The organism is Paraburkholderia sp. SECH2, from assembly GCF_030464795.1.
Lineage (GTDB): Bacteria > Pseudomonadota > Gammaproteobacteria > Burkholderiales > Burkholderiaceae > Paraburkholderia > Paraburkholderia aspalathi.
In genome coordinates this window covers 277,494-301,377 of sequence record NZ_JALPRH010000001.1, presented here as the reverse complement: position 1 = coordinate 301,377, position 23,884 = coordinate 277,494, and the positions used below count along the sequence as shown (strand labels likewise).

General features: G+C 58.8%; 22 protein-coding genes and 1 pseudogene. 11 read left to right on the top strand and 12 right to left on the bottom strand.

Features of this window, described 5'->3' with window-relative positions; all coding sequences use genetic code 11:
* Window positions 1–80: 80 nt before the first annotated feature.
* Complete coding sequence (locus M0D66_RS01365; protein ID WP_244869850.1) at window positions 81–797, bottom strand: SH3 domain-containing protein; 717 nt, start codon at window positions 795–797, stop codon at window positions 81–83.
* A 30-nt stretch (window positions 798–827) separates the two neighbouring features.
* Between M0D66_RS01365 and M0D66_RS01360 the strand changes: the two genes are divergently transcribed.
* Window positions 828–1,469, top strand: a complete 642-nt coding sequence (locus M0D66_RS01360; RefSeq protein ID WP_244869851.1) for a lysozyme inhibitor LprI family protein — start codon at window positions 828–830, stop codon at window positions 1,467–1,469.
* Window positions 1,470–1,515: 46 nt separating this feature from the next.
* Here the strand turns inward: M0D66_RS01360 and M0D66_RS01355 are convergent, their stop codons facing one another.
* Entirely contained in the window at window positions 1,516–1,674 is a 159-nt protein-coding gene (locus tag M0D66_RS01355; RefSeq protein WP_167378480.1) for a hypothetical protein, read from the bottom strand.
* Window positions 1,675–2,494: 820 nt separating this feature from the next.
* Here M0D66_RS01355 and M0D66_RS01350 point away from each other — a divergent pair.
* Window positions 2,495–2,791 (top strand): TM2 domain-containing protein, encoded by a 297-nt coding sequence (locus tag M0D66_RS01350; protein WP_093641855.1) that lies wholly within the window; start codon window positions 2,495–2,497, stop codon window positions 2,789–2,791.
* A gap of 306 nt (window positions 2,792–3,097) precedes the next feature.
* Here M0D66_RS01350 and M0D66_RS01345 read toward each other — a convergent pair whose 3' ends face one another.
* A complete protein-coding gene (locus M0D66_RS01345) occupies window positions 3,098–3,256 on the bottom strand; it encodes a hypothetical protein (protein WP_211707877.1) in 159 nt (52 codons plus the stop codon).
* Between M0D66_RS01345 and M0D66_RS01340 the strand changes: the two genes are divergently transcribed.
* Window positions 3,255–3,626, top strand: coding sequence for a YciI family protein (locus tag M0D66_RS01340; RefSeq protein ID WP_211707878.1), 372 nt, complete (start codon window positions 3,255–3,257; stop codon window positions 3,624–3,626). The two genes, M0D66_RS01345 and M0D66_RS01340, sit on opposite strands and share 2 nt — an antisense overlap.
* A gap of 22 nt (window positions 3,627–3,648) precedes the next feature.
* Here M0D66_RS01340 and M0D66_RS01335 read toward each other — a convergent pair whose 3' ends face one another.
* From M0D66_RS01335 to M0D66_RS01325, 3 genes are all read right to left on the bottom strand, one after another.
* The gene (locus M0D66_RS01335) at window positions 3,649–4,842 is read right to left on the bottom strand and encodes a GGDEF domain-containing protein (protein ID WP_211707879.1); all 1,194 of its coding nucleotides are present in this window, start codon (window positions 4,840–4,842) and stop codon (window positions 3,649–3,651) included.
* 273 nt (window positions 4,843–5,115) lie between these two features.
* Window positions 5,116–5,826 (bottom strand): hypothetical protein, encoded by a 711-nt coding sequence (locus tag M0D66_RS01330; protein WP_211700220.1) that lies wholly within the window; start codon window positions 5,824–5,826, stop codon window positions 5,116–5,118.
* A gap of 343 nt (window positions 5,827–6,169) precedes the next feature.
* Complete coding sequence (locus M0D66_RS01325) at window positions 6,170–6,745, bottom strand: TetR/AcrR family transcriptional regulator (protein WP_211707880.1); 576 nt, start codon at window positions 6,743–6,745, stop codon at window positions 6,170–6,172.
* Between the two features lie 147 nt (window positions 6,746–6,892).
* Between M0D66_RS01325 and M0D66_RS01320 the strand changes: the two genes are divergently transcribed.
* Window positions 6,893–7,582 carry a glutathione S-transferase gene (locus M0D66_RS01320; protein ID WP_211707881.1) on the top strand — a complete coding sequence of 230 codons (690 nt, stop codon included), beginning with the start codon at window positions 6,893–6,895 and terminating at the stop codon, window positions 7,580–7,582.
* Between the two features lie 66 nt (window positions 7,583–7,648).
* Here M0D66_RS01320 and M0D66_RS01315 read toward each other — a convergent pair whose 3' ends face one another.
* The gene (locus M0D66_RS01315) at window positions 7,649–8,233 is read right to left on the bottom strand and encodes a TetR/AcrR family transcriptional regulator (RefSeq protein ID WP_211707882.1); all 585 of its coding nucleotides are present in this window, start codon (window positions 8,231–8,233) and stop codon (window positions 7,649–7,651) included.
* A gap of 232 nt (window positions 8,234–8,465) precedes the next feature.
* Here M0D66_RS01315 and M0D66_RS01310 point away from each other — a divergent pair, with 232 nt between their 5' ends.
* The 3 genes from M0D66_RS01310 (at window position 8,466) to M0D66_RS01300 (ending at window position 12,994) form a co-directional block, all read left to right on the top strand.
* Window positions 8,466–9,038, top strand: a complete 573-nt coding sequence (locus tag M0D66_RS01310; RefSeq protein WP_093641880.1) for a hydrolase — start codon at window positions 8,466–8,468, stop codon at window positions 9,036–9,038.
* Between the two features lie 10 nt (window positions 9,039–9,048).
* Window positions 9,049–10,458 (top strand): MFS transporter, encoded by a 1,410-nt coding sequence (locus M0D66_RS01305; RefSeq protein WP_093641884.1) that lies wholly within the window; start codon window positions 9,049–9,051, stop codon window positions 10,456–10,458.
* Between the two features lie 565 nt (window positions 10,459–11,023).
* Window positions 11,024–12,994: an alkaline phosphatase family protein gene (locus tag M0D66_RS01300; protein ID WP_211707883.1), complete on the top strand. Its 1,971-nt coding sequence runs from the start codon at window positions 11,024–11,026 to the stop codon at window positions 12,992–12,994.
* Between the two features lie 317 nt (window positions 12,995–13,311).
* Here M0D66_RS01300 and M0D66_RS01295 read toward each other — a convergent pair whose 3' ends face one another.
* Both M0D66_RS01295 and M0D66_RS37920 read right to left on the bottom strand, forming a co-directional pair.
* The gene (locus tag M0D66_RS01295) at window positions 13,312–13,764 is read right to left on the bottom strand and encodes a DUF3828 domain-containing protein (RefSeq protein WP_211707893.1); all 453 of its coding nucleotides are present in this window, start codon (window positions 13,762–13,764) and stop codon (window positions 13,312–13,314) included.
* Between the two features lie 27 nt (window positions 13,765–13,791).
* Window positions 13,792–13,986 (bottom strand): annotated as a pseudogene (locus M0D66_RS37920) (hypothetical protein); the annotation flags it as partial.
* Between the two features lie 357 nt (window positions 13,987–14,343).
* Here M0D66_RS37920 and M0D66_RS01290 point away from each other — a divergent pair.
* Entirely contained in the window at window positions 14,344–14,610 is a 267-nt protein-coding gene (locus M0D66_RS01290; protein ID WP_200622412.1) for a hypothetical protein, read from the top strand.
* A gap of 145 nt (window positions 14,611–14,755) precedes the next feature.
* Here M0D66_RS01290 and M0D66_RS01285 read toward each other — a convergent pair whose 3' ends face one another.
* Together M0D66_RS01285 and M0D66_RS01280 are read right to left on the bottom strand one after the other, a co-directional pair.
* Window positions 14,756–16,183: a cytochrome P450 gene (locus tag M0D66_RS01285; RefSeq protein WP_211700226.1), complete on the bottom strand. Its 1,428-nt coding sequence runs from the start codon at window positions 16,181–16,183 to the stop codon at window positions 14,756–14,758.
* A 236-nt stretch (window positions 16,184–16,419) separates the two neighbouring features.
* The gene (locus M0D66_RS01280) at window positions 16,420–16,917 is read right to left on the bottom strand and encodes a RidA family protein (RefSeq protein ID WP_200567850.1); all 498 of its coding nucleotides are present in this window, start codon (window positions 16,915–16,917) and stop codon (window positions 16,420–16,422) included.
* A 314-nt stretch (window positions 16,918–17,231) separates the two neighbouring features.
* On the opposite strand from M0D66_RS01280, the gene M0D66_RS01275 reads away from it, so the two are divergent.
* Window positions 17,232–17,903 carry a DUF4336 domain-containing protein gene (locus M0D66_RS01275; RefSeq protein ID WP_266208853.1) on the top strand — a complete coding sequence of 224 codons (672 nt, stop codon included), beginning with the start codon at window positions 17,232–17,234 and terminating at the stop codon, window positions 17,901–17,903.
* Between the two features lie 87 nt (window positions 17,904–17,990).
* Here the strand turns inward: M0D66_RS01275 and M0D66_RS01270 are convergent, their stop codons facing one another.
* The gene (locus tag M0D66_RS01270; protein ID WP_211707884.1) at window positions 17,991–18,446 is read right to left on the bottom strand and encodes an NUDIX hydrolase; all 456 of its coding nucleotides are present in this window, start codon (window positions 18,444–18,446) and stop codon (window positions 17,991–17,993) included.
* Between the two features lie 608 nt (window positions 18,447–19,054).
* Here M0D66_RS01270 and M0D66_RS01265 point away from each other — a divergent pair.
* Both M0D66_RS01265 and M0D66_RS01260 read left to right on the top strand, forming a co-directional pair.
* Window positions 19,055–21,787, top strand: coding sequence for a type VI secretion system Vgr family protein (locus M0D66_RS01265; RefSeq protein ID WP_211707885.1), 2,733 nt, complete (start codon window positions 19,055–19,057; stop codon window positions 21,785–21,787).
* Window positions 21,788–21,825: 38 nt separating this feature from the next.
* Window positions 21,826–23,877 carry a phospholipase D-like domain-containing protein gene (locus tag M0D66_RS01260; protein ID WP_211707886.1) on the top strand — a complete coding sequence of 684 codons (2,052 nt, stop codon included), beginning with the start codon at window positions 21,826–21,828 and terminating at the stop codon, window positions 23,875–23,877.
* The last annotated feature ends 7 nt before the right edge of the window (window positions 23,878–23,884 follow it).

The window sequence follows — 23,884 nt, the reverse complement described above, 5'->3', positions numbered from 1 at the left end:
TCCGTCGAATTGAGTGGCATGGGCGCGAGGCGCGTTGCCATGCGATCGCGAAGCGGTGGCGGGGGAAAAGCGTTCAATCGCTAATGGTTATCCTGCGGATGATTGCGGTCTTCATTGCCGCCGCGCGCCTCGCCGCCGTGTTCACCGGACTGACCACCCGGGTGCACGGCAGGCTGCCCCTGATGACCGCCCGTCATTTGCCCAGGCGGTTGCGCAGGCCCGCGCGGATATCCCGGCTGCGGCTGCATCGACCCATGAGCGTACCCCTGCTGGGGCTGAGGCTGAGGCTGCGGCTGCGGGCCGCCGTGCACGACCGGCCTCGGGTTCATAGCCGGACCGCCCGCCGCCGGCTGGCCACCATGCGGCGGCGGATCGCCTCGCATCGGCGGCGGACGATTCGCCCATCGGTCCCGGTCGTGATACCAAGGCTGGCCGCGATAGTAGTGATCCCAGTAAGTTCCGAACGAGAACACCACGACCGGCAGTCCGATCTGCAAGCCGTAAGTCATGATCGGCACCTCGGTACCCTGGTACGGATAGTCGAGATATTCGCCGTAGACCCAGCCGCGCAGTCCGGGCGCTTCGACGTCGCACCAGCTGTAATCGGAAACGCAGCCGTACACCGTAAGCTGCGCGCTCGGCGGCACTTGTGCGACCACCGGATAATCCCCGGACGGACCCGCATAAACGTCCACGGGCTGATTCGTATACGCCGGCGATTGAGCGAACGCAGCGCCGGACAGCGCCATCAGGCAGACGCCTCCCGCGATGGCTCGAATGACGATTTTCTTTTGCACGATTCCTCCCTAGGAAAGAGCGGCCCATGCATGAACTGCGGTATTCGTCCCGGCCATGCCGGCGCCTCGATAGCAGGGCCACATTGCTTGGACAAGCCTGGGGGCGTTCGAATTGCACCCGACTGTCTGCGCAATTACGGTTTGTCAGCGTTCTTACCGTTCAGCAACTTTCATGCTTTGCCGGTCATGCGTCGGGCTGAGCAAAAAGTCAGTTTTGTCGGGATGCTGGTATGGCGAACGATTGGAGCGCCATGCGGTGGTTCGGGCCGGAGATTTCTTCTAGATCCCTTGATCCTGATGGTCCTTGCTGCGCCCATCGCATCGGCACAAAAGAAAGTCGATCCGATCGAGGCCCAGGTCGAGGCATGTCTCGGCACGCCGGCGGGGCAGACGACGGCGGGCATGACCGACTGTTCACACAAGGCCTACCTTGCGTATGACAGACGCATGAACGACGTGTATCAACGGACCATGCGCAACGCCGATCCGCAATCGCGCATGCTGATCCGCAACGCTCAACGTCAATGGCTGGCCTATCGCGACGCGCAGCGTCAAGCCGATAACGGTCCATGGCGAAACGACCGGCGGTCGATGGCGAGCGCCGACATCGAGGCACTCAATGTGGACGCGATCCGTGCGCGGATCGATGAATTGAACTACTACGCTCCTTGATGCGCGCAGATTGGGCTCGGCCCGATTGATGGCCCGAAGCTGACATTTACCGAGAAGCAAACGACTTCTTCGCGAACAGATTGTCTTTGTAGGGTTCAGGAGGGTTCAGGCTTTCGCCGCCGCTGCCGTTATCGACGTAGTAAGCGACGGTGATTCCCGTTACTTGCGGCTTGTGAATGCCGCTGCATGTCACGTGCGGCGGCATCTTTTTCGCCGCCTGTTTGCGGATTGCACGAGCAGGTAATTCGCGCCTAAGGCGTGGGCGACCGAACCGACGAGGCGAAGCTCCCACTCGATATGGGAGCTCATATGGTGTTGACGGCGTATTACATCAACTGAGCCAGCAGACCGGCGCGTCCTGACTTCGCGTATGGGCGCACCGCAGCTTCCCGCCGTGGGGAGATGGTATTCAGTTTTGTGACAAACCGGACCGATAAGAAAGCCTGTATTGGCTGAATTGGCGCAAGTACTCGTCCGACGACACCCCACAAATCCCTCGACGCGCAGCGGGGACTTCCACATAAGCGGCGCCACAGCGCTGTTACGTTCTGCAAGAACGGGACAACAAGAAAAGACTGCGCGGGCGGGACGAACGAGGAAATCGTTTCGTTATCAAGGATCGCCGTTCAAACCTGAATCACTTCGGCACGGCATCTGCACTCCCCAAAACCTATCCAGCCTGTCGGCCAATGGCGACAGCGACTTGAAGGTGATGGCATGTTTAGTGCATGTGTGCTCCGCACGGCAACTCAGCGAAGACGGAATCAAAGGCCAACCAATCGCAGCGTAACAAATCGCTCCTTGACAGCGAAGGGACGGCCCATCCGAGGCAAGCACAACAAAACGGGGAAATCTATGAAATCGACATGGGTGCTACAGGGACTGCTATCCCCTGGCGGTTGCGCTTCGATCGTTGACAGCTCGACGCAGTTGGTCCTCGTCTGGCCGGCTGTAGAACACGGCCCGCGTCGCACTCCGAGGTCATTGCCCGCTCGCCTCCCCAAAACCTTTCGGAAATCCTGAAAATGAACGACTCGACACGCAGCATGATGATGTACGAAGCTCAGAAAAAGAGTGGCGTGGTGGCCTTTCTGCTTTGGCTCTTTCTCGGTAGCCTTGGCGCGCACCGGTTTTATCTCGGCTTCACCGGTACTGCTGTCCTTCAATTGCTGCTGTTCATCTTCGGTTGGACCACGGCATTCGCCTACATCGGCGTGTTCCTGTTGCTGGCGCTATACGGGTGGCTCTTTGTCGACGTATTCTGCATCTCCGGAGGCGTGCGAGAACATAACACGATGCTGGCGCAACGGCTTTCAGAGTGAAGCGGTGTGGAATAACTAATCAGGTAAGCCATGGTGCTTTGGCTTGGATACTAAAGATGGACAGCTAGGGCGCTAGGGGCAGAAGATCCCACACTAGCTCGAGCGAAGAATTCAAAGTTCTCCGGCTCGAAGCAGTAATACGACATGGCATTGCTTACGCGCGACAACTCGCGGCGCGTCGCAGCGCGCCGTTTCTGTAAAGTGCATCGCACGAGTTTCTGATCGAGACGCAAGGATAAGGGCAGGTACCAATTGTCGACGATCTCCGCATCGATGTCGAATGCCTCTTCATGGCCGACCTCTGCCTCACGCGATCCGCATGTGCAGCACGAGCCCGGCGGTCGGCACCGCGCGCCCCCAAAAGCGGACAGTCTGGCGAGGCCCGCTACAAACTTTTTCAGAAGATTGTCGATTTTCGATCATCAGCTTCGTCGTCAGGTTATTCACACCCAAAGGATCTCCCATGAAATACCTCGGCTTGGCCTACTTCACCCCCGATAAATTCGCCGCGATGGCGCCAGACGACGTCAAGAAATTGGTGAGCCAATGTCCCCCATTGGATGACAAGATGCGGGCTACCGACAAGGTACTTATTTCCGCATCGCTTGGCGATCTGGACAACTGGAGGACGCTCCGCCCGCGCAGTGGCAAGACGCACGTCACCGATGGGCCCTATACCGAGTCGAAGGAAGTCGTGGGCGGCCTGTTCATCATCGAGGCGGATACCCATGACGAGGCGTTGCGCATCGCCTCCATGCACCCGGCGGCCACGCTGGGCGAAGAAGGTGGATGGGTCGTCGAGCTTATCCCCGTGGATTTCTACTGGTCCCGATGAGTGCTTGCCGGCCTTCGGGCGATCACACGATATCAAGCTCGGGGGCACTCCACGTCTGACCTAATGGCTCCGTGACCACCCGGTTCCTCCCCGCGCGCTTCGCCGCATAGAGCAGGTGATCGGCGCGCGCCAGCAACGCTCCGACCGCCTCGCCAGGCCGATACCGGGCAATGCCGGCACTCGTCGTAACGCACAGCGTAGCCTCGATGTCATTGAAGCGTGAAGACTCCAGCACGGTGCGCAAGCGCTCGGCGATCTGATACGCGAATTTGTCGTCAGCGCCCGGCAGCAGAAGCACGAACTCCTCGCCGCCGATGCGCGCCACCACGTCTTTCTCGCGCACCGCGGCGCGCAGGATTGCGGCGAACTGGCGCAGCACCGCGTCGCCGGCCGCATGCCCATAACGGTCGTTGATGGATTTGAAGTTGTCGATGTCGAAAGCGATCAGCGCGAGCGGATAGCTTCGCTTGTCCGCGACGCGGCGGCCCGCCATGCGTTCAAACGCGCGCCGGTTCAACGTTTCGGTGAGCGAGTCGAGATCGCGTTCGAGAGTCAGCCGGTCGATCACGTCCGACATCGCGGCGGCCAGCAGCACGAGCCCCAACACAGCGCCCATCAGGGCGAGCGACAACTGCAGCAAGACCCAGAAAATGGTTCCCGCGAACGGCGCAGTGCTATGCGGCAAGGGTTGGATCGTAGTGAGCGGCGTCCTGATGAAAAAACTGGCGCCGAAGATCAGCAGCACCCAGAGAAGAACGTGGTTGACGGTGCGGCCATTGCAGCGTTTCCTGAAACGGATCGCGGTAAACACCATCAACAGCCCGGCGCTGAGATTCAGAATGTAGACGCGCACGAGCAGGTTTGACGTCACGAAGGAGAAGTAATACATGCCGCCCAGCACGAGCGCGAACATCGACGCATGCGTCGCGAGCCGCAAGTGAAGCCCTGCTCTGCGCAAAACACCTTCCGCCAACAGTTGAATGCTTAACACGTAAAACGTTGCCGATATAAGCGCGTTCAATCGCCATTCATCCGGCAGGTGACAGATCTGCACTGCCGAGCCGAGTGCGAAAGCGACAAATGAAGCGGAGAGAAAGCGCAGATAGTGCAGTCGTCTATCGTAGAGCCATGCACAGGCAAAACCGAGCGAAAAGACGGCCGTGATACCTGGGATGATCAATTGAACGAGTTGATTGGGCGTTATCTGAGCGGGCATGTGGCTCGTTCTCCGCTGCCGGCCACGAAATCGCCGGGCCTATGGGTTGGCGGTTCTCAGGGCGTGCATCGTCAGCCGCCATTGACGACTCTCCCAAAAATGGACGTGGCACCCGATATGGTCAGAGGATTGTACGCCTGGTGAGTGGGAGCCCTCGGGCAAGGCGATAGTGTCGCATCCGGTCTCGAGATCGGAATTTGATGCGTGCAGGATTGAAAATCATCTAGCGGATCTCCTGCCGCCGCGGGCGTTTCCTGTTCCGCCAGTGCCTGATCAAGGTGTGGACGTCGTTGTGAGCGGATGGGCGAGACCCGCCGCGGACAGCAGCGAGACGGCAGCCGGATTGGGCATGCCATTGACGTCGATGGCGCCTGCTGTCGCCAGCGCGCCGAGATCGCTGTCCACCCCTGCTTGCCCGACGACAAACGACGTCGTCAGAAACGCCGGTGCCGTCAGCGTGACCGCATATTGCTGCTGCAGATTCGCGACAACTGCCGTTTGCGCAGCCAGTACATCGGTCTGATTTTCCAGCACCCGCTGGAACTGTGAATTGTTCTGGAAGTTCGCAATCAGATTGGTTTCGTTTGTGCCAAGTTGCGAAGCGAGATAGACGAGCATCAGTTCGGTCTCAGGCGTCGTATTGAAAGTGCCACCGGCAAATGCCAGCGAATGCAGGGTCGTGCCGCCGGCGGTCACGGTGAGGATGCAGGGAAGCGTGGCGTTGAGGGTCGTGCTGTAGTGTCCACCGCCGTCTGACAAGGTGGAGCCCGAACCCGACGCACAACTGAGGTTAACCGTCGCGCTGGCGAGCGCCTTGCCGGTGGCTGCCGTGCCGGATACGGCGACGTTCGGTGTCCCGTTTCCGCCGCTACAGCCGTCGAAGCTGAAGCAGGCGCTTCCGCCGCACGCGGCGAGTGTGGCGAGCGAAGCCGCGCAAAGAGCAGCCAGCACCGGGCGAACAAAATGCGCATTGTGAGTGTTCATCGCCGCCTGCCGTGGACAGAAGAGAATAGGGCGAGCCGCCCCACACAAAGGGACTGGCGCTATTTTTAATTTTAGGCCCTATACGCCGAAGTCGTTTATCGCATCAGTCTCATTCACGGCGTTATCATCCATTGCAGTCATCTGAGATCCGTCGTTTCAGCATTCAGCGAATGTCAACTTCCGAGCGAGACGTGGGACCGGAGTCGACCCGGAGTGGGCGGTCGTCGTTACGCGCAGCGAACGACTGGTTACCGGGATCAAACGGTCGTCTCACCTGATTTGTCGTGCGGGTCGCGCGCCTAGTGCATCCCTTCCAATGGGCGTTTCACTGACCGTTACACCGCTATGCGGGCAAAAGGCCCGCTTTACGGTAATTTTCGATTAGTGCGTCATAGAGGGAGAGATCGGAACGGCTCCGCGCGATGAGCTGAGCGCCGGCGATGGCGGCGAAGATTGCGCGAGCCCGGTGTTTGCTTTCACGAGAGCCGACCACTGCGGCTGCGGACAGAACCTTGCTCAGCCACGCCACATTCACATCAGCGAAGGTCAGGACTTCTTTCATCACGACTTCCGGCAGGTCGTCGGTTTCGGCGGCCATGAAGCTGCAAAGGCATATGCGATTGCCGGTCTCAAGCGCCTTGCGGAATGTATCCGGATAGTGACGCAGGCAGTACAGCGGATCGTGCGATCGGGCCAGCATGTCATCCAGAGCCGCCGCTGAATCTTCCCAATAACGCCTTGCTACCGCAGCACCGAGATCGGCTTTGCTTTCGAAGTGGTGGTAGATGCTCGCGGCCTTGATACCAACCTCGTCCGCGAGATCACGATAATTCAACCCACCGTAGCCGTGCGTCTGCGCGAGCCTCGTGGCGGCTATCAAAATTCTCTCTCTCGAATTTGAGCTCGCGTCATTCCTCACCGCTTCAGCCTCCGCAAAAAGGAAATGGGTGTTGACACCTCGGATTGTACCTTATATGGTTAACCTAACAAACGTTAGGTAGATTACGTGGGCGACGTGTTTTCACGTCGCCCGATCCAATGCAACCGACTACGGAGCGTCCCCGCAATGACTTCCAATACCGTCAATTTCGACGCAGCGCAACTGCCTGTGATGAAGGTCTACGACTTCCCGACAGGGCCCTATCCGACACGCGTCCGCATCGCTCTGGCTGAAAAAGGGCTGGAATCGCGCGTCCAGTTCGTGATGGTCGATCTTTACAAAGGCGAGCATAAAAAGCCCGAGTTCATCGCTGGCAAGAATTATTCGGGTACGCTGCCGGTGCTGGAACTCAATGATGGAACCTGTATTGCCGAGTGCACCGCCATTACCGAATACCTCGACGCGCTCGATGGCGTACCCACGCTCACGGGTAGTACACCGCGCGAAAAAGGCATCATCCACATGATGAGCAAGCGCGCCGAGTTGGAACTGCTCGACGCCATCAGCGTCTACTTCCATCACGGCACACCGGGACTTGGCCCCGACGTCGAGACGTATCAAAACCCGGAGTGGGGGTTCCGTCAACGCGACAAAGCGATGAGGGGTATGCGCTACTTTGATGCAGTTCTGCAAAGGCAACCGTATGTCGCGGGCGAAACTTTCTCGATGGCCGACATCACTGTCATCGGTGGTTTGATCTTTGCGATGCTTGTGAAGCTGCCGGTGCCTGAGGACTGTAAGGCACTTCACGCCTGGTACGCGAGAATGTTGGAGCGTCAGAGCGTCCGGAACCAGCCGGTGTTCGCCAACCCCTGAGCCCAGCCGTAACTGACCGGCACGAACCAGTGCTGCGACGAAAGCGGTGACTTGTTGGAACGGCCGCTACCGGATTGATGGTGGCGCCCCGGCCTGAGCCGCGGGCAGTTCGTGGCCAGCGAGCTTGCTGGCGAGATACAGCCGGTTCATTAGACGCAACTCGGCGGGGCCGCCCGGGCTGGTCGGAGCCGACCTGTCGAGCGTCATCGCCACCATCGTCTTCATGTTGTTGAGCAATACCACCGCCATGTCTTCGGCGGTCTCTCCCGGCAATGTCGGCGCCCTGAGCCGCAGCGTGCCAACAATCCGCTTGAGCGCCTTCTCGCGATACTCGAGTCGCTTGCCCGACCATTCGGAACGGGCATCCAGCAAAGCGACGAGCGCCTTGCTCTCGTCGTGGATCTCCGCAATGGAGTCGACCAGCAAATCGGCCAACTCGTCTATCGACACCACTCGGGCACGGGCATCGATTTCGTCCCATTGGGCATCACGCAACTCGCTGTAGCGCTGCATCAGTGCATCGGCCAGCACTTCCTTGTTCGGAAAGAAACGATAGAGCGAACCGATTTTTGTGTCCGCGCGCGCCGCGATCTCGGCCATGGTTGCGGCATCAAAACCACGCTCCTGAATAACCTTCGACGCAGCGGCCATCAACGTGGCGACGCGCTCACGGCCGACACCACGCTGCGGCGCAAGCGCTGACCGTTCACGATTGGGCCGCGGAGCAGCAGATTGAGTTTTAGTTTTGGCGGGAGTCGAAGACATGCCGTCAGTTTGCCAGTTACGGTGGCCCTCGGCCACATAACTCTATTTGAGCAAATACTCAAATAGAGTTATGCTTGGGTGTCAGTTACCTCCTCGAATCTACCGTAAGGCTCCCATCATGCTCGCTCTTCCCGCGACTACAACCGCACTCATTCTCGTCGATCTCCAGCAAGGCATCGTGTCGATCCCCGCTCTGGCACCTCGCCCCGGCGTTCAGGTGGCAGTAACCGGTGGCCGGCTAGCAGCGCGTTTCCGGACTGCCGGGGCACCGGTCGTACTGGTCAACGTCGCCTTCGCGGCGGACTTCGGTGATGTGCTGAAACAGCCCGTGGACCGTCCTTTTCCGCGTCCGGAAGGGGGCTTTCCGGCGAACTTCAGCCAGCTCGTCGAAGAACTCGCTCACGCGTCCGACATCCTCGTGACGAAACATCAATGGGGCGCGTTCTACGGCACCGATCTCGATGTGCAGTTGCGGCGCCGGAACGTCAAAACGGTGGTGCTCGCCGGCATCGCCACCAATATGGGCGTCGAATCCACCGCGCGCCAGGCCTACGAGCATGGCTACGACGTCGTGATCGCCGAAGATGCGACGACGGGGCTGTCTCATGACATGCACGCGTTTGCAGTCGACAACATCTTTCCGCTACTTGCACGCGTGGTGAAGTCTGATGACATCGATCTGAAGAACTGAGCCACGCAAAATGCAAAGCAATCCGCTGACAACCGGCGCCGATCCCGCTCGCCCGAACGAACAACAGGCGGGTTTCGGCTTCCGTTTCATTGCACCGCTAGCGCTCGGCGCCGTACTGAATCCGATCAATTCGACCATGATCTCTACCGCGTTGGTGCCAATTGCGACCGACTTCCATGCAAGCGTCGCGGAGGCTGGATGGCTTATTGCCGGGCTCTACCTGGCAAGCGCCGTGGCCCAGCCGACCATGGGGCGACTGGCGGATCTATTCGGCCCACGCCGGATTTACCTGATCTCTCTCTTCATCGTCGCGATATCCGCGCTGGTCGGCCGGTTTGCTCCCACGCTCGGCGTCTTGATCGCGGTGCGGGTGGCACTAGGAATCGGCACCGCTGGCGCCTATCCGTCGGCCATGCGCATCTTCCGCGTCCAGGCAGATCGGCTCGGTGCGGCGCCGCCACGCGTCGCCATGAGCATTCTCTCGCTGGCGGGGGTCTCCACCCTGGCCATCGGCCCCTTGCTGGGTGGCGTGCTGACAGGCGCTTTCGGCTGGCACTCGATCTTTGCCGTGAACACGCCGCTCGCGCTGCTCGCTGCGCTGCTGGTTTTTTTGTGGGTGCCAAAGGATCAGCCGCGCGACGGCAGCTTTGCGCGTCTGATGGCAGAGCTCGACGTGGTGGGCATCCTGCTGTTCACTGGCTTCTTGCTCGGCCTGATGATTTTCCTGATGAATCTCGACCGCCCAGTCTGGAGCATGCTGCCTATCGCCGCCGTTCTCGGTGTTGCGCTCGTGCTCCACTCGGCGCGACGCAAGCAGCCGTTTATCGATGTGCGGATGTTGGCCCGCAACCGACCGTTGACGGTAACCTATCTACGCGCAGGGGCGGTCCTGATGATCGTGTATTGCATCCTCTACGGATTCGCTCAGTGGCTCGAAAGTGGCGCCGGCTTCTCCACTAGTCAAGCGGGCCTCATCACCATGCCGATGTCGCTGCTCGCCGCCGTCTCCTCTGTGACAGGCGGGCGCACAAAAGGCATTCGAGGGCCGTTTATCGTCAGCATTGGCGCAGCGCTGGCCGGATGCATCTGCCTGTTTTTTATCGACAGCAGCAAGTCCGCATGGATCATCGCTGCCGCGGTTATGTGCTTCGGTGTGCCGCAAGGCATGTTTTCCACAGCCACCCAGACTGCCGTCTATCTGCAGGCGCCGGCCGACGAGATCGGCACTGCAGCGGGACTCCAGCGCACCGCTGGATATCTGGGTGCAATCGCGGCGACCAGCCTCCTTGGCGCCTTATATGGCAAAACTGCGAGCGATCACGGCCTGCACAGCCTGGCCATCGTGATGGGTGTGTTGAGCGCCTGCCTGTTTGTCGCCACGATATTCGATCGCACGATTCCGCGAATCGCCGCGGTGTGAACGGCAGCGGCCGGAGCGCCTACCCGCCGATGCGGACATTGGGGTGTCGCGTGCGATATCGAGCCCGCAGCTAATTGATGGGCTTAGTCATTGCCCCATCGCCAGCGATGGCGGTTCTCCCTTCAATCAGCATACGGCCACAAGGGCAAGGCTCAACAACGCGACCAGCAAGGCGAACGCGAAAGAATGAAGACCAGGTTGAAAACGCAGAGTGACTAAGCGAAGCAGCAGGAAGTATGCGATCAACACGGCCCATCCCTGCCAGCGAATGTACGCGGCAGTACTCATTGCGTCGATGTTCGGCAGCACCCCGGCGCGGCCTTTGCTGTGAGCGCATCATCGTTGTCCAGTCTGGATCTGCGAGCGAATTATGCAAAGTGAATCGCGATGAAAGTGATTCGTTAGAAGATTCACACACTATCGACTTTTTTTCGTCCCCGTATTGTCATTCCCTCCCGATAATTTCTTTCCTTCGTAACGCTTTGTAATAGAGGCAGCATCCCCACGTAGGGGCTGCCCGTCGTTTCCACACGCCACATTACCGCTTGCTCGTCCGAGTAACGTCATGGAGGCGTTCGTGAAAAAAATTGCCAATGTAATTAGTACCCCAATATTTAGAAGCGGCTTGCTTTGCGGCGCCGTTTCCGTCGCGCTTGCCGCGGCTATCTGGCCGACCGTCGCACAAAGCCAGCAGCAGGCCGCGATAGCGGTCGCGACAGTGAACACCGCGTCGCCGATCAAGCATGTCATCGTAGTGGTCGGCGAGAACCGCACGTTCGATCACGTATTCGGCGCGTACACGCCACGCCAGGGGCAGACGGTGGCGAACCTGCTGTCGAAGGGCATCATCACGGCCGACGGCCACCCGGGTCCGAACTTCGCGCTGGCCGCGCAATACACGGCCAGTGCGACGGACCCAAACCGCTTCGAAATGGCGCCTGGCGGCAAGCAGCTATATACAGTGCTGCCGGCGCCCAATACCGGCTCTACGGCAAGCACACCGAGCGATACCAGTCCACCGCCATTCGCTACGCTCGCAGCGGCGCAGGCAACCGAGGGCGCGATGATGGAGCCTTGGGACGTCGTGCATTTGACCACCGGTGCGAGCGGCTTGCCGACGCATAGCGTCGATACGCGCTTCGGCTCGAACACGTATAACCTGCCGAACGGGCCGTATCAGATCTCGCGCGTCGGTCCCGACTATGACCAATACATCAATAGTCCGGTTCACCGCTTCTACCAGAACTGGCAAGAGGCCGATTGCAGTCTCGATCACGCCACGCTCGATAATCCGAGCGGTTGTCAGATGGATCTGTTCGCGTGGGTGGAGACGTCGGTGGGCGCCGGTTCGAACGGCCAGCCGCGGCCCGCGAACTTCAACGACGAGACAACCGGCGAAGGAGCGACCGCGCTCGGCTATTACAACGTGAATACCGGCGACATGCCGTATTTCACACATCTCGCGCGTGAATTCACGATCAGCGACAACTATCACCAGCCGGTGATGGGCGGCACGGGCGCAAACAGCATCATGATAGGCACCGCCGATGCGCTCTACTACACAGACGGCAACGGCAATGCCGCGAAGCCGCCGGCTGATCAGATCGAAAATCCGCTGCCGCTGGCGAACACCAACAACTGGTACACGCAGGACGGCTATTCAGGCGGTTCGTACAGCAACTGCTCGGATGGTCATCAGCCCGGGCCCGGCGCACTGCGGCAGTATCTGAACCGCCTGCCGTACAAGCCGGACGCGAAGTGCGCGCCGAACACGTACTACCTGCTGAACAACTACAACCCGGGCTACAACGGGGACGGCACGGTCAATACGAGTACGTTCACGATCCCGCCGTCGCCGGTGCGGACGATCGCCGATACGCTGATCGAGAAGAACATCTCGTGGAAGTATTACGGCGAAGGCTGGAATACCTTTGTGACTACGCCGGCCACGAGTGTCTACTGCAATATCTGCAACCCGTTCCTGTATGAAACCGCGATCATGACGAACCCCGCGCTCGTCAAAGCGCACCTGCAGGACACGACCGATCTGTACGCGGACATTGCGAACGGCACGCTGCCTGCGGTTTCTTTCGTGAAGCCGGGCGGTCTGCTCGACGGGCATCCGGAGTCATCTAAGTTCGGACTCTTTGAATCGTTCGTGCACAAGCTGGTCGATACGGTACAGCGTGACCCGAGTTTGTGGGCCTCGACAGCGATTCTTGTCACGACTGACGAAGGTGGCGGCTACTACGACTCAGGCTACATCCAGCCGCTCGATTATTTCGGCGACGGCCCGCGCATTCCGATGATCGTCGTGTCGCCGTACTCCCGCGGTGGACGTGTCGTGCATCAGTACGGGGATCATGCTTCGATCGTGAAGTTCATCGATCGCAACTGGCGTCTGAAGCCGATCACGCATAGAAGCCGCGACAATCTGCCGAATCCGATCCAGTTGCAGACGCATCCGTATGTGCCGGTTAATGCGCCTGCAATCGACGATCTGTTCGAGGCGTTCGAGTTTCCGCGCACGCCGTAATAGTCTGAGATGGAGCGCAGGGGCGGCTCTGGCATAACAGTTGGCTTCGATGCAGCAACGCCCGCCTTGTGCGGGCGTTGCTAATCGGAATCCGCTGCGATACTCAGCAAATCAGAATCACTTGGCCGCGGTGGCTTGAGCCGTCGGCGCAACTGTCAACTTCGATCCCTTCACGCCATCCTGACCGGTTTTATCGTCGACCAATTGCAGCTTGTTGCGTGCATAGAGGATGCGCATGGTTATTCTGATCTCTGGCGCGGCTAGGGCTTGAACCTGCGTCAGCAGTTCGACAACGTAACCGCCGACATTAGACTCGACTATTGATAATCGAGCGTGTCATCAACTTTGGTGATCTTCCAGCTGTCGCCCAGCTTGCGCAGAAACACCAGCACACTGATTTTGTCTTTCGAGCCGAAGGTAACCGGAACAACCGCAACGTCGTCGAGCATGATCGCGTTGTGTGTTGCGATGTTGTTCGACCAGTCCTGTTCGTCGTATTCCTGGACCTTCGTGAAATAGTCGGCGTCTCCTGGCAGCCTGTTATGGCGGTAAGCACTTCGGAGTTTGTCGACCGTTGCTTTGGTCACGTAGGCATAGATGCCCTTGTCCAGCAAAGGATAGGTCTCTTTGGATTCCAGCTTGATATACCAGGCGTAAAACGCTTTCGCGCTTGCGTCAGGAGTCGTGCTATCCGCGAACGCCCCTTGCTGGAAAAGCAACCCGCCAACCAGCAGTAGTACCGACACGGCCAGGGTCAATAGCTTCTTCATCTTTCGTCTCAGTTGTAGCGATAAATCCGTGTCGAGAATTTCGTATTCGGGCTGATCGGCGCCGCGCTGCAGATTTTCATCGATCAGATCCTGGTACGGGTACGCGTCGTGAGGATACTTGTACAGAATCTTCATGTACGAATGCGTCGACGTGCCGTCGAGATAGAAGTAAAGCTACTTCACATCCTCGCCATGATTGCCTTGCTCGTTCGTCAACCCGAAATCGACCATCCAACGCGCCTAAACTTCGTACAATTGAGCATTGAAATGTCCATTTGCCGCACAGCCCTCTTGTGCAGCCGCGGTATGTTTTTTTGCGGAGCAGGCGTGTGCCAGAGACCGGAACGCCACCGAACATTCGGCCAGACTATCCTTGGCGATTGTGCTGTCAATCGCCGACCGGGAGACCTATAACATAGCTGTAGCACGATCCTGGATAACAGACCTACCGTCCTTGTCGCCGGCGCATCTATTGCGCACCGTCCTGCATCGCCCGGTACTCACTCCCGCGCTATTTTTCTACTGGTGGCCTCAATGTAACAACTGAGGCTATGGCGATGTACGTGGAGTGGAGGTGATATGCAACTCGTCATTGTGTTGCCGATAGTGGCCGCGGCATTGATGTATAGCACGCTTGCGAACGCCTACTCGCAAGAAGAGGTCAATGTCTTTGCGCCGACAGACAGCGAAGTCGCAGCCCAGAAACTGGTCGTCAGCCCCATGAACGCCAAGAATGTCGAGAACCGGGCGGACAACCATGCGGGTGGAGCAACGCCAAGCCAGCACGCCACCGGCCTTGAAACCACGGGGTCAAAGCAGCTACCTGCGCCTGAGACTGCGAAGTAAAGAGTACTACGCTCTAACGCCGCGCGACATCGACGCGTGCATCATCGTTCACGGCGGCATGCCAATATGGTCGAGATACCTGGAGTAGATCTCCAGCATCACGCTCGGAGTTCGCCATGAGTGCGGCAGCTGGCAAGCCGGCAAATCATGCTCGTGGCGTAAGTCGTATAGGCATTTGGTTCGGCACCATCGTGAATGCTGAAACTTCTTCGATTTCAGAAGGGTCGATTGTCAGTTCAATCTTGAAGCTCCTCATCAACATCGATATAACCAGCCTCATCTCGACTGCTGCGAGGTAACGACCCGGGCACACTCTCGGCCCCGCGCCGAATGTCAGGTATGCCTTCTGGTCATGCGCACCTTCCGATGGGTCCCGCGGATGCCTCCAACGGTCAGGGTCAAATGTTTCCGGGCGCACAAAATTCCGCGGGTCCAGCATGCCTGGACGCGTGAGAAACAACATGCGTGTTCCTGCAGGTATGGCTACCCCTCCAAGGCACACGTCGGTCAAGGGCTCGAACGTCTGTATTGCAGCAACGGGCCGCAGTCGCAGTGCCTCACTGCATACCGCCTCGCATAGGTCGAGGTGCTTCAATGCGTCGTAGTCTGGGCACACCCTCGAATCGCCGAGCGCCACACGCGACTGTTCGAATACCCGGTTTTGCAGATGCGAATCCATAGCGACGTACATCAACCCCCAGGCAATTGCGTTGGCCGTCGTGTCTTCACCTGCGACAAGAAGCGTCAGGACGTTCGCCGAGATCTGTTCGTCGGTAACCATCGAGTCGGGTTCGTTGCGCGCCGCGAGCATCGCTTCCAGCAGGTTGTGCGGAGGTGCATCAGGCGACTGGCTCATGCGCTCGCGTGCCCGTTCAATCATTTTCTGAATGTAGCTATGGACCTCCGTCATTGCCTGCGCGAGTCGTCGGTCCTGAGGAAGCGTGACGTAATGCCAATAGGGAAAGAGGGCGGTGACGCGCCTCATCAGTGCCGGCGGTATCAGGCCAAGCTGTTCCTGAATTACCCCCCGTTCGTGCTCGAGCGTATGCGGGTCCTCGCCGAAGGCCAGCGTACTGGTCACGTCAACCGTGTAGCGTTTAAGCTCTTCTGTCATTTCGAGCGTTCTATGTTCCCTCGCCGCCTCTTGCAGGCGAGCGAGAAAACGCCCAGTAATGGCCGCAAGCGTCGGATAAAACGCTTTAACGTTGGAAAAAGACAGTGCCCGCATGACGAGCCGACGCTGCGGCTCCCAAGCCAAGCCTTCCGCAGCGAATAGACCGTTTCCGCCAAGCTCCGCCATAACGGATTCAATTGGCGCAAAACGTCGATAGAGGTGCGGACGTTCGCGCATGACGGTCTGGAACAGTTCCGCCTGGGTCCACACTGTGACAGGAATCGTGCCGAGCTGAACCCTGAATGGCGAACCAAATCGCTTCGCCCACTGCTCCAAAACCAGGTGAAGTTTCGCCGGTGGCATCTGGAACAGATTTCCCAGGAAGGGCAGACCTTGCGGGCATGGTAGATCGGCGACAGTACGAAGAATCTCGTTCGCGCCCAGTCGAAGCTCCGACATATCTTCCTCCGCTTCGCATGCCACCGCGCGAAGACAATGGGCGTGAAGAACGCTCTTGTTGAGGATAGGTCATAGCTCGCAAATGAAGTCATGGCCGTATATGCAAGCATTGAAAATATTCGGCTTTGGCCGCGTGGGGCTACGTTTCGGCGCTTAAATATGGGAAAGGTCTGCACACATCGAGACGATGGCACCTACACGTGCTTATGGGGTCTGGGCTCAGCGGCAATCCTGGATTACAGGCGCCGTCCGTCAATCTCAACCTCCGCTTCGCATTCGATGGGTACGTTTAGAGGGAGCGCGACGCCGACGGCTGATCGCGCATGCATTCCAATGCCTGGTCCGAATAGTTCAAGGATCAAATCCGAGAAGCCATTTGCGATCCGTGGCATCTGGTCGAACCCTGGCGCTACGTTGACCATTGCAAAGACGCGCACCCAGGCCGTAATGCGATCCAGGTCCCCGAGCGCCTTCTGAAGACTCGCCAACTGTGCAAGCGCCACAAGGCGTGCTGCTGCGTAGCCTTCGTCTGGCGAAACCTCCGCGCCGACTTTTCCGACCGGTTGCGCAATTGTCCCGTCGAGGTTGAGCGGCACGTGTCCTGAGACAAAAGCCCGCGTGCCGCTCACGCGCACCCATGCAAAGGGCAATGACATGTTTACGTTTGCAGGCATCTGTAGCGTCTGCGGTAACGTCAATCCCATTTCCGCCAGCTTTGCTTCGATCCTTGCCATGGCTGTCTCCTCGGGATCCTGCGAAGAACGTTAGATGTTGGTGGTCGGCTTTTCAAGTCGTGACGCGCCGATCACGAAAACCAGGGGATCTATCTCGTCATTAAGCCGATCCCGAAGAACAGGGCTGCGGGCAATCTCACTGGTGCAAAGAACGCATCAGACGGGGATCAGAAGGCCCGACTCCAACAGCGCACGCAGCAAATCGCCGTGATGGTAGCGTGCAGACTCTTGATCACTCGGGTTAGTACTCGTTTGACGGTAGCGAAAGTAACGGTCGAGAATGTTCAGATTTACACATTGTCGGGAGGATCCCGGTGCTTCAGGAATTGGCGAAGAATATTTGGACCGCTTCGGTTCATCATTCTTTCATCGGTTTGCACGTTGGCACGCGAATGACTGTGATTCGCCTGTCATCGGGCAAGCTGCTGCTGCATTCGCCCGTCGCGCTCCCGGAGCAGCTTCGCAGTGAGATCGACGCGCTCGGGCCAGTCGCGCATATCGTCTGTCCAAACCTGTTTCACCACATGTACGCGTCCGAAGCGGCGGCCACGTATCCACAGGCACTGCTGCACGGTCCAGCCGCCTTGCAACGCAAGCGCCGGGACCTGCGTTTCGGCGCGACGCTGACGGACCAGCCGCATCCCGAATGGCGTGACGATCTCGAACTGCTGACGATTGAAGGCTCCATGCTCGGCGAGACGGTGTTCTATCACCCGGCAACGCGCACACTGATCACCTGCGATCTGGTTGAGAACTTTCGAGCGTCGCCGCATTGGCTAACGCGCAACTATTTGCGCCTGGGTGGCGTGCTCGGCCACGTCGGCTGGCATCCCCTCCTGCGTCTGGTCTATCGCGACCGCAAGCGGGCTCGCGCCTGCGTGGATCAGCTGCTCGCCTGGCCGTTCGAGCAAGTCGTACTGGCGCATGGCGAGCCGCTGACGGACAACGCTCACGCGCAGGTCCGGGCGGGCTTGGCGTGGCTCTGAACCGTGCGTCGCCACCCGAATCTCGCGAGGTTGCGGTCGACAGCTTTCGACGCGTTGCGGTCTCTCAGTTCGCTCCAGAGCGGCCACTCAATTGCCAAAAACGCCTATCTCGTCGAGCATCTCGATCAGCTTATCCGGATAGATAGTCTCGGTTGTTGCGGACAATTCCTCCCGGCTCCACCACCGGTGATCGGCCATCACTTCACACTCTTGCGCCGTCCAACCTTCATGTGAAATGGACTCCGTGTCCGTTTGAACGGCGAAATATTGTTCAACCGCGAGAACGCGCTCGCCATCAGGTAACTGCAAAGCAACTTCGCGCCGACTGGCCGGCCCGGATATCTGCGCCTCGCAAATGCCAGTTTCTTCACGAAGCTCTCGTAAAGCTGCTTCTGCAAACGTCTCTCCGTGCTCAACACTTCCGCCCGGCGTGGCCCAGTAGACTTTGCCCGCTAACACACCCGTCCTGTGCACGAACCGAAACAGGAGCACTCGCCGCTCCGGGGTGGTGATCAATAGTCTGGCCGATGGACGTTCGCGCATAGGAACTAATCGGAAGCGGAAAAAGGAAATCGGAGCACACGGACATCAATCCTTGATCGATACCGTTTCTCAATCAACTGGCGCAACAGGGCAACAATCGTAAAGCCTGCGGAATGCTCCTTTCATAGGCTGGCCAGTCCCTCTCCGAGTTCTCAATCGCAACCTTGGCGACTGGAAGTTTCTCAAACAAACTATCCGTGACGTGACGATAGTCGCGATATAGAGCAATGAGCCCCTCCAAGCCCGCAAACCCACGGCGCGTGTAACAGGGAAGCATCTCCAACTCCGCACGAGCGGGACGATACGCTCGCCAAGGCGAGTGGAATCGATCCATTTAGCATCAAAACTGTTAATTCATGTCACCAATCTGCCTTGAAATTATGCGGGCCTGATATGATCAGATGAAACCCTCCCCCTTTCGCGTCAGATTGGTTTAAGGGATGGTCCTTACGCATTTTATAGTGCCAACGACACGGCCCGCGCGTGTTAGCGGTATCGAATCTCCTGTCGGAATGCAGGCTTTACCGGTCAATCGATCGACTACCGGGCCGCTAAAAGTTTTCTCTCGCTCACGACAATAAGCACGTAAAAAGTAATCTGGGGTGGAAATGGATGCGCAGGATATTGTTAGAGCCACTCAGAGCGGGCTGATCCAGCAGGACCGTTTGCTGAAACTGGATACGCCGCTTGGAAGCAGTGTGCTGTTACCGCAGCGGGCGGTGGGCTGGTCGCGAATCGGGCGACATTTCGAATTCACGCTCGACGTCCAGTCGACAAACGGCAATATCAAGCTTAAAAAACTAATCGGCCAGCCGGTGACCCTGTGGCTTCAGCAGGCGGATAAATCCTATCGTCCCTTTCACGGCTATGTATTCGGCGTGCGGAGACTGGGATCAGATGGCGGATTAACCAGCTATTCGATCCGTTTTGCCTCGTGGATGAATTTCCTCAAATTCCGCCGCGACCAGCGCATCTGGCAGGATAAGTCCGCCGACGTCATCCTGACCGATGTGTTCAATGCCCACCCCCAGGCGAAAGGCCAGTTTCAGTTCAAACTCTCGACACCGTTACCGCCGAGGTCTTATTGCACGCAATATGAAGACGACTGGAATTTTGCTCATCGGCTGATCGAAGAGGAAGGACTGTTCGGCTTCTGGACACAGGGCGAGGACGGTAAGTCTCATACGCTGACGATTACGGACCGGCTTGACACGTTTGAACCGCTCGCCCCGCAGACGGTGCAGTTTTCCCGCTACGGTACGAGCAGCGAACTGGACGCGCTGGTTCACTGGTCGAGCGAACGTACGCTGCACAGCGCGGTGCTGACAACCCGCACAGCCGACTATAAAAGCCCGTCGTCGCTCGCCAATCCGAAAGGCACCAGCATCCCCACCGTGTCGCACGAATTGCCGGACGAGCTGGAAGTCTACGAATACACAGGACCCTATAGTTATCTGAAACAGGAACGCGGCGAGCACCTGTCGAAGATTCGCATGGAGCAATGGGAGTCGGAGGCGAAGCGGTTTTACGGTGTCGGCGGTGTGCGCGGCATCGACGCCGGTCGCTGGTTCGAACTCACCGGGCATCCCGAGCACGACCCCGACGCTGCCGACAGGCGGCAGTTCGCGATCATCGAAACGGTATGGCTGATTGAGAACAACATTCCGGCATCGAGTCATCATGCGAACTTCCCGCACAGCCTGCAAAACCGGTTAGCCCAGGCGCGCGAAAGCGCCCAGGACAGCCCGGCTTCCATCGTGCCGCACGCGGACGGCTCGGGTGGTTTTTTCCGCGTCGAGATAGAGGTCCAGCGTAAGTCCGTGTCGTTCCGCAGTCCGTTTGAACATCAGAAGCCCGTCATGCAGTTGCAGACGGTGACCGTGGTGGGACCGGGCGGACAGGAGGTCTATACGGACGAACTGGGCCGCGTGAAAGTGCAGTTTCACTGGGACCGCATCGGCCAGCGCGATGACCGGAGTTCGTGCTGGGTGCGCGTCGCGCAGCCGTGGGCAAGCGGCGGCTTTGGCGGTATCCAGCTGCCGAGAATTGGCGACGAGGCGGTCGTATCGTTTCTCGACGGCGATCCAGACCGGCCGCTCATCACTGCGCGCGTGGGCAACGGCGCGAACCGGCCGCAGTGGAACTTGCCCGACCAGCACATGCTGTCGGGGTTCGTCAGCAAGGAAATCGGCGGTAGCCAGAACAACGTCTGGTTGAAGGACGACACCACAGGGCAGGTGCAAACGCAGATACGCAGCGATCACCTCGAATCGGGCCTGCACGCGGGCTATATCACGCGGGTAAGTGAGCCGTCCGGTCGCGGCGAGAAGCGCGGTGAAGGTGTGGAGCTGCGCACCGACGGGAATGCGGCCGTGCGTGGCGCGCGGGGGCTGCTGCTGACAACCCATCCGCGCTCGGGCGCAACCGGAGACGCGTTCAGCGTTGATGAGGTAAACCTCCAGTTGGCGAGCGCCCAGGATACGGCAGCGAGCCTCGCGCAGTCGGCTCAGACAGCAGGGGCACAGGATGGCGAACAGAAGGCAGTCGCCAGTACCTTGAAAGCTCAAGCAAAAGCTATCCAGGGCGGCGGTGCGCTGAAGCAGTTCGAGCAGCCGCATCTCGTGCTGGCGAGTCCCGCTGGTGTCGCCACCAGCACGTCGGAGCAGATTCACCTGAGCAGCGGCAAGACCACCTCGGTCACGACCGGCGAGCACGTATCGATCAGCACGGGCGGTGGCTTCTTCGCCAGCGCGCGAAAAGCATTTCGCCTGTTCGTCGCCGAGGCGGGTATGCGGCTCGTTGCTGCGGCAGGCGACATCGATGTCAAGGCGCTCAAGGACAGCATCAATCTCCTGGCGAAGCTCAACGTGACTGTGACTGCGAATAAGATCACGATCAGCGCGCAGCAGGAGGTCGAGGTCAACGGCGGCGGCAGCTACACCCGCTGGACTTCTGGGCAGATCAAGCACGGTACGTCGGGCGGCTTCGAGGTGCACTCGGCAAACCGGACGTTTGTTGGACCTGACAGCGTGAGCACACCGGCCATTCCTGCGTTGCCGCCTGAGAAGGAGCAACTGCACTTCGCGTTACAGGCGCTGCAGGGCGAAGGGCATCAGATTGTCAGCGAGCCGTACGAGCTGTACAAAGGCAGCGCAAAGATCGGTGAAGGTGTGACAGATGAGTTTGGCCGGATTGTCGTGAAGGATCACCAGGCCGGCACACCGGCCTACACGGCCCGACTGAGCAACGGCGCGGAATATGATTTGAACGTGAAAGACGCGCTCGAATCTGATCCTGATCACGTTGACCAGCGCACCAACATGGGCGAACGGTATAGCTGAGCGCGACGCTCACCCTATTTATCAAAGAGGACGTAGACGTGGCCCAGTTTCCACTCAAGACTCACACGCACGCAAAGGTCGCCATCGACGAGCAGACCCGGCAGGCGAAGAGTGCGCTTCAGTTTCTCGTTGAGCACAGGGACATCAAAGAGAGACAGGGCGACGGTACGAGCCCGATCACCAGGGGTAACACCCTGAGCTTCATGATCTGCGGTGAAGATGGATTCAAGCAGATCGCCAAAGACCTACGGGAAGCCAAGCAGTCGGCGGACATCGTCTGCTGGGGTTTCGATCCAGGCATGGAGCTTGAGCGGGACAGCGACACTTGGCCGCGCGGCATCCGTTATGGCGAGCTGCTCGACGAAATCACGAAGCGTAAGGAGAGTCCGGTCACGGTGCGCCTGCTGATCTGGTACGACGACGATGGATCCAAGGTCCAGAACAACATGCCCGGATTGACCGACGTCCCAGTCTCCCGCCTGGGGCACCCGATCCAGCGGTACGGGTTGCAGCAGGACCCACCGTACAAGGATTCAACGCGCAATCAATACTGCATCGACTGGTGGAACGTGAACTTACCGGGCGGCAAGAGTGGCAGCGGCACGAATCCGCGGTTGCAGGTTGTCCTTCGTGGTGTCTCGCAAGCCGATGCGACCGCCTTGCGGGCGGTCGCACCGGCTGAAGAGGACCAGCCCGTCAGCAGCACGCTCAGCGTAACCGACGAGAAAAGCCAGCTGGAAAAATTTGCAACACACCACCAGAAACCGGTCCTGATCGACTACGCCTACGACAGCGGCAGCAAGGCGGTGGGCTACGTCATGGGCCTGAATTCGGTGACGGACTACTGGGACCGGACTGCTCATGCGATCGATGACCCGAAACGTGAGGTCCTCTCGGATAAACAGATCAGCGACGAGTTGGTCCGTGAACTATCAACGCAGCAAGCGCCGACCAAGGACAACCTGGCCACCAGGCTTTACCATGGCGTGAAAAACAGCGTGTCGAAACAGGAAGCACCACACGGGGAAGGTCACGAACACTATGTGCATGGTCGTCCCTATCAGGACTACGCATGCCGGGTGGTAGGGCCGGCGCTTGCGCAACTGCACTTCAACTTCGAGAACGGATGGGCGGCGGCACTCGGTCAGTCGCTTCCGTTCCAGACGCCACCAGAGCCACCGGCGAAGATGCCGAAGGTGGCGGGAAATCCGGCGCATCTTGTCCAGATCCTGCGCACGCAGCCCCATGAGCGGGAGAAGTCCATCAAGGAGGTCTATTTCCAGGCAACCAGTAGCGCCCGCAACTATATTTACATCGAAAACCAGTACTTCTTTTACCCGGAGTTTGCGCGGAATCTGATCAAGACGCGACAGAAGCATTGCAACGACTGGATGAAAACGTCACAAAAACCGGTCACCGAGATGCCGAAGCTGCACCTGTTCATTGTGATTCCACATCCGGAGCGCGGAGAAATGGTGCCGCGTACCTACGATGCGCTGACCTTGCTCGGAGCCGGTACATCGATGGCTGAACAAGGAGATCTGGCGGATAACGGCAAGCTTGATTCCGTCTATGGCAAAACTACCCGAGGTCGCGGCGAGGTGCTTGACCGTCCGAGTGCGGAAGAGCTTGAACGGACTCTAGGCCTTGAGGTGAGTGTCGCGCGCCTGCGCACAAGTGGCGCTGATGCAGACCACAACATGGCTTATCGCGAAATCTACATCCACTCGAAGCTGATGATCATCGATGACGTATTCATTACCGTAGGCAGCGCCAACCTGAATCAGCGCAGTATGTCGGCCGACAGCGAGATCAATATTGCTGCGACCGGAGCACTGTACGCCGCTGACCTGCGTCAGCGCGTATTTGCGCTGCACTACGGTGGCGATATCAAATACAGTGGTGATGCGAAAGATCTGCCCGATGCATTTGACAGTTGGAACCGCCGAATGAACAAGAATCAGGATGCCCAGCAGGCAGGTACGCAGCAGATGACTGGTTTCCTGCTCCCGTTTGAAGATCACCGTTCGACCACCACGCTGTACGGCTCAATCTCCGTACCGTCCTCAAACGATCCCGTCCCTGCCTAATCGGGCC